This is a genomic window from Candidatus Methylospira mobilis, from assembly GCF_009498235.1.
Lineage (GTDB): Bacteria > Pseudomonadota > Gammaproteobacteria > Methylococcales > Methylococcaceae > Methylospira > Methylospira mobilis.
In genome coordinates, this window is sequence record NZ_CP044205.1 from 201198 (window position 1) to 211648 (window position 10451).

4 protein-coding genes and 1 CRISPR repeat array (1 of these 5 only partly in view) are annotated in these 10451 nt (G+C 60.0%); all 4 genes read left to right on the top strand.

The window, feature by feature from the left end:
• A CRISPR array of direct repeats spans positions 1 to 5567; the repeat unit is 29 nt; unit sequence GCGTTCCCCACGCCAGTGGGGATGAACCG (it extends 807 nt beyond the left edge of the window).
• A 392-nt stretch (positions 5568 to 5959) separates the two neighbouring features.
• The 4 genes from F6R98_RS00840 to F6R98_RS00855 are packed head-to-tail and all read left to right on the top strand — an operon-like array spanning position 5960 to position 10053.
• Positions 5960 to 6385, top strand: a complete 426-nt coding sequence (locus tag F6R98_RS00840; protein WP_153247322.1) for a hypothetical protein — start codon at positions 5960 to 5962, stop codon at positions 6383 to 6385.
• Positions 6386 to 6404: 19 nt separating this feature from the next.
• A complete protein-coding gene (sucC, locus tag F6R98_RS00845) occupies positions 6405 to 7565 on the top strand; it encodes an ADP-forming succinate--CoA ligase subunit beta (protein WP_153247323.1) in 1161 nt (386 codons plus the stop codon).
• A complete protein-coding gene (gene sucD, locus F6R98_RS00850; RefSeq protein WP_153247324.1) occupies positions 7562 to 8440 on the top strand; it encodes a succinate--CoA ligase subunit alpha in 879 nt (292 codons plus the stop codon). The genes sucC and sucD overlap by 4 nt, the downstream gene beginning before the upstream one ends.
• Positions 8437 to 10053: an NAD+ synthase gene (locus F6R98_RS00855; RefSeq protein ID WP_153247325.1), complete on the top strand. Its 1617-nt coding sequence runs from the start codon at positions 8437 to 8439 to the stop codon at positions 10051 to 10053. The genes sucD and F6R98_RS00855 overlap by 4 nt, the downstream gene beginning before the upstream one ends.
• The last annotated feature ends 398 nt before the right edge of the window (positions 10054 to 10451 follow it).

Genomic DNA, 10451 nt, shown 5'->3' on the forward strand with positions numbered 1-10451 from the left:
AGTGGGGATGAACCGGTTGAGGCTATCATAATGATAGCCTCCCGAAAGCGTTCCCCACGCCAGTGGGGATGAACCGAATGCCATTGAATGGTTTCAAAATACGCTTGAGCGTTCCCCACGCCAGTGGGGATGAACCGCACATGGAAAGCCGCAGGAGACCATAGAAAAAGCGTTCCCCACGCCAGTGGGGATGAACCGAAATGCGCGTGTCGCCCACCATTCAATATCAAGCGTTCCCCACGCCAGTGGGGATGAACCGACCTGATGCCTGCTCTCGCGTCCATCCCATAGGCGTTCCCCACGCCAGTGGGGATGAACCGTTGATTGCTGGCGAAATACCAGAGAAAGAGCGGCGTTCCCCACGCCAGTGGGGATGAACCGTGGCATCCGACATAAACCCAGCATCAACAGATGCGTTCCCCACGCCAGTGGGGATGAACCGCCCCTCAAGCGTTTTATTCGGGTCGAGATATAGCGTTCCCCACGCCAGTGGGGATGAACCGGATTCGCAATGAAAACTCACGATTTAATACAGGCGTTCCCCACGCCAGTGGGGATGAACCGATTCCCACGCAGCGTCAGTCCAATCAAAACTTGCGTTCCCCACGCCAGTGGGGATGAACCGGATTGCTGTCGGCGGAGGCGCTGATGGCGGCGGCGTTCCCCACGCCAGTGGGGATGAACCGCCTCCCGTTCCTGGGCAAGATCAATGCTGTCCGCGTTCCCCACGCCAGTGGGGATGAACCGTCGATGCCGGGCGTGGGCGATGCCGATGGCGGGCGTTCCCCACGCCAGTGGGGATGAACCGATCGAGCGGCTCTGTCCGCATCCAGATCCAACGCGTTCCCCACGCCAGTGGGGATGAACCGGGAGGATTGGTCATGGATGACGCACCCTATCAGCGTTCCCCACGCCAGTGGGGATGAACCGCTAACCGGCCCGTCTTGCGACGGCCCCACGCCGCGTTCCCCACGCCAGTGGGGATGAACCGATTGTCAGCCATGCCGGAAGACGCAGAGGTTAGCGTTCCCCACGCCAGTGGGGATGAACCGCAAACGGCGCGGGGTGAACTATGACCGAACAAGCGTTCCCCACGCCAGTGGGGATGAACCGCACCTCGATTTATACCAACGACCGCGATACCTGCGTTCCCCACGCCAGTGGGGATGAACCGTAATAGCACACAACCGGCATCGTATAGCCGTCGCGTTCCCCACGCCAGTGGGGATGAACCGGCGACTCTTGCTGGAGCAACAGATGAGCCTGTGCGTTCCCCACGCCAGTGGGGATGAACCGTCATCGTTTGATTAAAACCTAGTTATGGCGCTGCGTTCCCCACGCCAGTGGGGATGAACCGAGTTGAAAGAGTTGTGGCGCGGGCTAAATGAAGCGTTCCCCACGCCAGTGGGGATGAACCGCCATTGCTTCCTCTTCTGTTGGATTCTCTGGAGCGTTCCCCACGCCAGTGGGGATGAACCGAGTGTGGTTATGATTTTGTTGTTAAACTGAATGCGTTCCCCACGCCAGTGGGGATGAACCGCTGTGAATGGGATTGCGACAACACCAGCTGGAGCGTTCCCCACGCCAGTGGGGATGAACCGGTCTATGGCGGGCGCATGGGCAATTCCGGGCCGCGTTCCCCACGCCAGTGGGGATGAACCGCTTGCGCGAGTATCCACATTAATGCGCGAATCGCGTTCCCCACGCCAGTGGGGATGAACCGAACACTGACGGTGCAACGGGACGAATCGACCGGCGTTCCCCACGCCAGTGGGGATGAACCCCATAATGACCGCCCGTTAAATAGTGATCGCCCGCGTTCCCCACGCCAGTGGGGATGAACCGTTATCCTACCCCTCCGTTCGGAGTCGGTTAACGCGTTCCCCACGCCAGTGGGGATGAACCGGCGTCCGCCAGTCCGTGGGCGTGTTTTCCCAGGCGTTCCCCACGCCAGTGGGGATGAACCGCCGCACGTTCTTCATCGCGCTGGATCGTCCAGGCGTTCCCCACGCCAGTGGGGATGAACCGCTGGGATGAATCGTCATGGCACCCGATTGATCCGCGTTCCCCACGCCAGTGGGGATGAACCGGCCATTATTGATGCGGGGCGCATCAATAAAACGCGTTCCCCACGCCAGTGGGGATGAACCGGCATGGAGGCAGGATCATGCGGCGTGAAGATCGCGTTCCCCACGCCAGTGGGGATGAACCGACTGGATTTGCTGCACGCGCTGGTTTGTCAGCGCGTTCCCCACGCCAGTGGGGATGAACCGCATCCGCCCATGACGACGGTTGCGCGGATGAAGCGTTCCCCACGCCAGTGGGGATGAACCGGGTAAGAACAAGGATCAAATCAGACAATTGGTGCGTTCCCCACGCCAGTGGGGATGAACCGCCACCATGCTACCCGATATTCCCATGGGTGGAGCGTTCCCCACGCCAGTGGGGATGAACCGCATCATCTTTTCCCGGCGGCGCTTGAATAATCGCGTTCCCCACGCCAGTGGGGATGAACCGCGCAGCGCCGTTTCGGCATATCGCGTTCGCGCGCGTTCCCCACGCCAGTGGGGATGAACCGCGCAGCGCCGTTTCGGCATATCGCGTTCGCGCGCGTTCCCCACGCCAGTGGGGATGAACCGCAACCCCCTATGTTCAAACGGGATGGACGCGCGCGTTCCCCACGCCAGTGGGGATGAACCGAGCATGGAAAAGGAGAGCGTCGATGGCTCGTAGCGTTCCCCACGCCAGTGGGGATGAACCGTCGGATCACCCGGCGTTCACCGGTTTGGTGATGCGTTCCCCACGCCAGTGGGGATGAACCGGTTATGGTTTCGTCCACAATCGCGTGCAACGCGCGTTCCCCACGCCAGTGGGGATGAACCGACGCGTCCGCCATCGCTGCTACTGCGGCTCCTGCGTTCCCCACGCCAGTGGGGATGAACCGTCCGAAAAAATCTCGCGCATCTCTGGAATATCGCGTTCCCCACGCCAGTGGGGATGAACCAGCGGCGCATATGGGTTTCGAACTCGCGGTAACGCGTTCCCCACGCCAGTGGGGATGAACCGTTGACGAGCAGATTGCGGAACTGCACCGCCAAGCGTTCCCCACGCCAGTGGGGATGAACCGGGTTCAGCCATTACGTTCCTCTGTTGTGCAGCGCGTTCCCCACGCCAGTGGGGATGAACCGACGTATAGACAATCATATGCCCAATGTCAAAAGCGTTCCCCACGCCAGTGGGGATGAACCGACAGGGCAGCAAGCGCCCTGTCCTTCTACTTCGCGTTCCCCACGCCAGTGGGGATGAACCGCTACAGATGCGGTAAGAAATATTTTGTCTCAAGCGTTCCCCACGCCAGTGGGGATGAACCGGAGAAAACATGGTTACTGAAACTCAACGTAAAGCGTTCCCCACGCCAGTGGGGATGAACCGACCATCGACAAACTTTATGCGACCGTTCAGAAGCGTTCCCCACGCCAATGGGGATGAACCGGCTAACCGGAACCTGAGACGGGTCAAGGTAAGGCGTTCCCCACGCCAGTGGGGATGAACCGTATGATTGTAAGCTGTACCGCTTGTTCCAGATGCGTTCCCCACGCCAGTGGGGATGAACCGACTTGATGAGTATCGGTGAGGACTAAGCCAGGGCGTTCCCCACGCCAGTGGGGATGAACCGGCCCGTTCAGCATGAAAAACCTCATGATTATCGCGTTCCCCACGCCAGTGGGGATGAACCGCGTTCTTACCCGTTTTCGTGGTCCAGCTATGCGCGTTCCCCACGCCAGTGGGGATGAACCGCAACTGCCGCAAGAGAAAACAATAGAACTTTAGCGTTCCCCACGCCAGTGGGGATGAACCGGTGTTAGGGTCTACCGTACAGAAAGATAAGCGGCGTTCCCCACGCCAGTGGGGATGAACCGTAAAATCATATTATACAAGAGTTTAAAAATATGCGTTCCCCACGCCAGTGGGGATGAACCTGCTATGAAAATAGCCCCTACCGGAAGTATCAAGCGTTCCCCACGCCAGTGGGGATGAACCGGGTATCGGCTGCGCGAATGGCTGCTGCCTATGGCGTTCCCCACGCCAGTGGGGATGAACCGCTTCCGCATCCATGCGCGTGAAGAATGCGATGGCGTTCCCCACGCCAGTGGGGATGAACCAGAATTCGGCGCTGCGTCGGCCGTTGAGGTTGCGCGTTCCCCACGCCAGTGGGGATGAACCGGCGGATGGTGGTGACCGCGCCGCCGTTGGGCAGCGTTCCCCACGCCAGTGGGGATGAACCGGTTTCATTCCCGCCCAAGGGTGCGACGCTGCAGCGTTCCCCACGCCAGTGGGGATGAACCGCTGAACCTGCAGTTGTCAAAGCGCCTGTTGATGCGTTCCCCACGCCAGTGGGGATGAACCGTTTCAAATCAGTAGCAACAGCGCTTTATTTATGCGTTCCCCACGCCAGTGGGGATGAACCGACATCGCCATCATCGCCGCCTACATGGATCAGGCGTTCCCCATGCCAGTGGGGATGAACCGCCGGGTAATCATCGGCGGTCTGGGGCCGGTGAGCGTTCCCCACGCCAGTGGGGATGAACCGAGGTAGAAACATCGGCTAACGGAAGTATGCACGCGTTCCCCACGCCAGTGGGGATGAACCGCCCGTGGAATCGTGCAAAATTGGCCAACTGTGGCGTTCCCCACGCCAGTGGGGATGAACCGGATGATGACGATAAACAACAGCAATCGATACAGCGTTCCCCACGCCAGTGGGGATGAACCGCGACAAACACGCCGAAAAAATAGTGCTGCACGGCGTTCCCCACGCCAGTGGGGATGAACCGCAAATGGTACGCGGGCTGCTTGGATTAGTTGTGCGTTCCCCACGCCAGTGGGGATGAACCGCTGGATGGTGGTTCAGCGGCGGCGCTGATCGCGCGTTCCCCACGCCAGTGGGGATGAACCGACAGTGGCGTTCGAGTGGCTTACCGGAAGTGAGCGTTCCCCACGCCAGTGGGGATGAACCGAATATTTGAGAGTCGCGCAACTTACCAGCGGCGCGTTCCCCACGCCAGTGGGGATGAACCGCAGCAGAGGCGTTTCTCGACTCTCAAGCGTCCGCGTTCCCCACGCCAGTGGGGATGAACCGTTATCATCAGATCCAGAATCGCCCTATGACGGGCGTTCCCCACGCCAGTGGGGATGAACCGCGGCACTATCGCCCTCTATATCGGCGGTCAGCGCGTTCCCCACGCCAGTGGGGATGAACCCGGAGAACATGCCGGACGCAACCCGCATATTCTGCGTTCCCCACGCCAGTGGGGATGAACCAATTGCTTTTGTTGTATCGGCAACAATCGGAATGCGTTCCCCACGCCAGTGGGGATGAAGCGATTTGCAGCTCTGTCATGCTGTGCTCTATTCCGCGTTCCCCACGCCAGTGGGGATGAACCGGCCCAATATGGCAGTTCTAACCACCTCCGGGCGCGTTCCCCACGCCAGTGGGGATGAACCGGGCGATAGCAGCGGCGTCAGTCAAATACTCGCGCGTTCCCCACTCCAGTGGGGATGAACCGTCCAGCAAGATGTTGCGGTACTTTTTGTTGGAGTGTTCCCCACACCATGGGGATGAACCACTGTTCATCAGTGTTGCGAATCAGCTAAGGCTCAATACGGATATCAGCGGCTTGGGAGACAAGCGTTTGCAATAGCGCATGCAGTAAAGATTTTCCACGTTTCTTCATGTTATGCACAAATTCGAAAGGTTCAGTCGGCAGGCGAGACCGGCTGTTTTCTGCATACCCTGAAACTTAGCCGGTATGCTATGCGGGCGGCTTCATCTATCGTTTCGGTATTTGCGGAACCGGCCCGCGTTTTTCAATATCCCAATCAACACTTTCCAAAACATCGATTAAACGTGTCTGGTATCATCCTCTTCAGCCGATAATATCGAAACGGAGAATACGTCATGACCCGAGTTTTAGGCCTGCTGGTTGCCACCTTTATTGCTTATTTGTTGTATCACCTGTCGCGCGTTGCGACGCGCCCGGACGCTGAAAATACCGTAGCGGACGCTGTTGCGTTGCCGCCGGCAGCGAAACCGGAACCTGTCGAGCAAAGCGCGGCGGTCGAATCTCCCGTCGCGGCGAAGAAGCCGGTCCCGGCGGCGACCGTGGCTGCGGAGAAAGCGGTATTGTTGCGTAACCCGGTTGACGGGGAAACGGTATCCGCACCGGGCAATTACCGTTTTGCCAAAAAGTGGATCAAGGAAGCGCTGGTGGCGGAAGGTTTGCTCGATAAAATCTACAAGAATTCCGAACTTGGCGACGCCAATGCCCTCAAGGTAAAAGCGGCGCTGGAACAGTTCAGACAACTCGAAAAATACCGCGCCTAGCGTGGAAAAGATATAGACCATGAATCTACACGAGTATCAGGCGAAACGCCTGTTTTCAAACTATGAAATCCCGGTCCCGGACGGACTGGCCGCCGACAGCGCCGAAGCTGCCGTTGCCTCCGTGCGGAGCCTGGGCGGCGCGCAGTGGGTGATTAAAGCGCAGATCCATGCAGGCGGGCGCGGCAAGGCCGGCGGCGTCAAACTGGTCAGCGACACTGAGCTGGCGGGAGCGTTCGCCGCCGCATTGCTGGGCGCGCGTCTGGCAACGGCGCAGACCGGCGCGCAGGGACTGCCGGTTTCCACCGTGCTGATTGAAAGCGTGCATCCGATAGCGCGCGAACTGTATTTGGGCTGTCTGGTCGATCGCAGCAGCGAAAGCGTGCTGTTCATGGCGTCCGCCGAGGGCGGCGTGGATATCGAAGAAGTTGCGCGAGAAGCGCCGGAAAAAATTCTCACGCTACGCATTAACCCTGTGCTGGGCGTGCAAGGCTGGCAATGCCGGCAACTGGGTTACGATCTCGGTTTGAGCGGCGCGCAGATCGAAAGTTTCGGACGCATCCTGTCCGGGGTTTACCGGCTGTTGATCGAAAAAGATGCAAGCCAGGTCGAAATCAATCCGCTCGTTGTGACCGTGGACGGCAGATTGCTGGCGCTGGACGCCAAGATCAATCTGGACGACAACGCGTTGTTCGCTCACCCCGATCTGGCCGCGCTGCGCGACGAACAGCAGGAAGACGCCAGGGAGAATGCCGCGCGCCTGCACGGTCTCAGCTATATTACCCTGGACGGCAATATCGGCTGCATGGTCAACGGCGCAGGGCTGGCGATGGCGACGCTGGATTTGATCAAGCTCTATGGCGGCGAACCCGCCAACTTTCTCGATGTCGGCGGCGGCGCTACCCAGGAAAAAGTGGCCGAGGCGTTCAAGCTGATTTTATCCGATGCAGCGGTGCGCGCGGTGCTGGTCAATATTTTCGGCGGTATCGTGCGCTGCGATCTGATTGCGGAAGGCATTATCGCCGCGGTGCGCGAAGTGGGCGTGCGCGTGCCGGTGGTGGTGCGGCTGGAAGGCACCAATGCGCCGGAGGGCCGGACATTGCTGGCGGCGTCGGGTCTGGAAATTCTGGTGGCGGAAGGCTTGGACGAAGCCGCGCGCAAAGTGGTGGAGGTGGCGGCATGAGCATACTTGTAGACGCCGGTACACGCGTGCTGTGCCAAGGGTTTACCGGCAAACAGGCCACTTTCCATTCGCGTCAATGCCTGGATTACGGCACGTGTCTGGTAGGCGGCGTAACGCCGGGACGCGGCGGGCAGACGCATCTGGATTTGCCGGTATTCAACACCGTGCGTGACGCGGTTGACGCGACCGCCGCGACCGCCAGCATGATTTACGTGCCGCCGCCATTCGCTGCCGACGCGATAGTGGAGGCCGCCGATGCCGGTGTCAAGGTCATCGTTTGCATTACCGAAGGCATACCGATATTGCAGATGCTGCGCGTGAAGGCGGTTTTGAAGTCTTACGACAGCGTGCTGATCGGTCCCAATTGTCCGGGCGTGATCACGCCCGGACAATGCAAGATCGGCATCATGCCCGGCTTTATCCATCAGCCGGGCTGCATCGGCGTGGTGTCGCGCTCCGGCACGCTGACCTACGAAGCCGTGCATCAAACCACTCAGGCAGGTCTGGGACAAAGCACCTGCGTCGGCATCGGCGGCGACCCGATACACGGACTGGATTTTATCGATGTGCTGAGCCGCTTCGAGGACGACCCGCAGACGCGCGGCATCATCATGGTCGGCGAAATCGGCGGTCAGGCGGAGGAGGAGGCGGCCGAATATATCAAGGCGCATGTCAGCAAACCGGTAGTTGGCTATATCGCCGGAAGCAGCGCGCCGCCGGGAAAACGCATGGGTCATGCCGGCGCGATCGTTACCGGCGGCAAAGGCACGGCCAAGGGCAAATTCGCCGCGTTGCAGGCCGCCGGCGTGCATATCGTCGATACTCCGGCGAAGATGGGCAGCGCGATGGCGGCAAGGCTGCAGGAAGCGAAATGAGGCTGCGCATCGCGATTGCCCAGGTCAACCTGCTGGTCGGCGCGATAGCGGGCAACGCCGAAAAGCTGATCCGCCGGGCGCAGGAAGCCCGCGACCGTCATCAGGCCGATGTCGTGGTGTTTCCCGAACTCAGTCTGACCGGATACCCGCCCGAGGATTTGTTGCTCCGGCCCGATTTTCTCGATCAGATCGATGCGGCTTTGCAGCAGGTGGCCGCACAGACCCGCGGCATCGCCGTGGTGCTGGGCTTTCCCGAGCCGGCCGGCGACAAGCTTTATAACAGCGCTCTGGTGATACGCGCGGGCGAACGTATCTGCGTTTATCGCAAGCATGCGTTGCCGAACTATGGCGTTTTCGACGAGAAACGTTATTTTGCCGCCGGCAGCGAAGCGGCCGTATTCGAATTGCAGGGCGTTACGCTGGGTCTGACCATCTGCGAAGACGTGTGGGTGGGCGGCGTGGTGGAACAGGCCGCCGCCGCAGGTGCGCAAATCGTGCTGAATCTGAACGCGTCGCCGTTCAGCATCGGCAAGGACCGGGAGCGCGAGGATGTGGTGGCGCAGCGCGTTGAGACGGCGCAAGTTCCGGTGGTCTACGCCAATCTGGTAGGCGGACAGGACGAATTGATTTTCGACGGCGCGTCGTTTGCGATGAATGCCGACGGAACCGTGGTTTTTCGCGCGCCGGCATGCGAAGAACATTTGGGTTTGATCGATTTTGACGGACGTGCGCTGTTGCCGGGCTTTTGCGCTCCGGCATTGCCCGAGGCCGAGCTGGTTTACCGCGCGCTGGTGCTGGGCATACGCGATTATGTGGCTAAAAACGGCTTCGAGGGCGCGGTGCTGGGCTTGTCCGGCGGCATCGATTCCGCGCTGACGCTGGCGCTGGCGGTGGATGCGCTGGGCGCGGACAGGGTGATGGCGGTGCTGATGCCGTCGCGCTATACCGCCGATATCAGCATCATCGATGCGCGCCTGGAGGCCGAAGCGCTTGGCGTCGCCTATCACCAGATTCCGATCATGCCGGCAGTTGACGCATTCACGCAGATGCTGGCCCCGGTTTTTGCCGGCGCCGCGGCGGATGCCACCGAGGAAAACCTGCAGGCGCGCGCGCGCGGCGTGCTGCTGATGGCGATCTCGAACAAAACCGGACGCATGCTGCTGACCACCGGCAACAAAAGCGAAATGAGCGTCGGCTACGCCACCCTGTACGGCGACATGGCGGGCGGTTTTGCGCCGTTGAAGGATATTCCGAAGCTGCTGGTTTACCGGCTGTCCGAATACCGCAATACGCTTGCACCGGTGATTCCGCTGCGCGTGATCGAGCGTCCGCCGTCGGCGGAGCTGGCCCCGGATCAGAAGGACGAGGACTCGCTGCCGCCTTATGCGGTGCTGGACCCGATACTTGCGCTGTATATCGAAGAAGATCAATCCATCGAAGCCATCATAGCGCTCGGATTCGAACGGCGCGATGTCGAACGCGTGGTGGCGATGGTGGATCGCAACGAATACAAGCGCCGCCAGGCGCCGCCCGGAATCAAGGTGAGTCCGCGCGCATTCGGCCGCGACCGCCGCTATCCTATCACCAGCGGGTTTATTCACAAAAAAGCTTAGGCCGGATTAGCGGCTTTATCGCGCAACCCGTGGTTTGAAGATAAAGAAATACATCGCAACTACTTGACTTATACAGTTCGTCATGCGTGCATGGATTGCCGGTAACCAATCGGCAAGGACGTTGCTCCGGCGTCATGCCTTAGGTTTTGATCGGCTACGCTCAGGGCAGCAATTTTAGCTTGGGTTGGGCCCCGGGGCAGGCCGTAACCCGACATTCCGCCTTCCGCTACGCTCCAGGCTAACCCAGGCTGCATCTTTTACTAAAGATAACTATTCAATGAGTGCTTTGGAATCATGACCGAAGCGGTCGGGTTGAGGCAAGCCAGTCGAGACAGGCGGCAAGTCCATTCCCGGAAGCTCTCCGCGCCCATCCGTGGGCGCAGAAGGTATCGCCTGAC

Excerpts from the sequence above, each read along its gene's own strand:
- F6R98_RS00840 (WP_153247322.1), top strand. The coding sequence starts at position 5,960 with ATGACCCGAGTTTTAGGCCTGCTGGTTGCCACCTTTATTGCTTATTTG.
- sucC (WP_153247323.1), top strand. The coding sequence starts at position 6,405 with ATGAATCTACACGAGTATCAGGCGAAACGCCTGTTTTCAAACTATGAA.
- sucD (WP_153247324.1), top strand. The coding sequence starts at position 7,562 with ATGAGCATACTTGTAGACGCCGGTACACGCGTGCTGTGCCAAGGGTTT.
- F6R98_RS00855 (WP_153247325.1), top strand. The coding sequence starts at position 8,437 with ATGAGGCTGCGCATCGCGATTGCCCAGGTCAACCTGCTGGTCGGCGCG.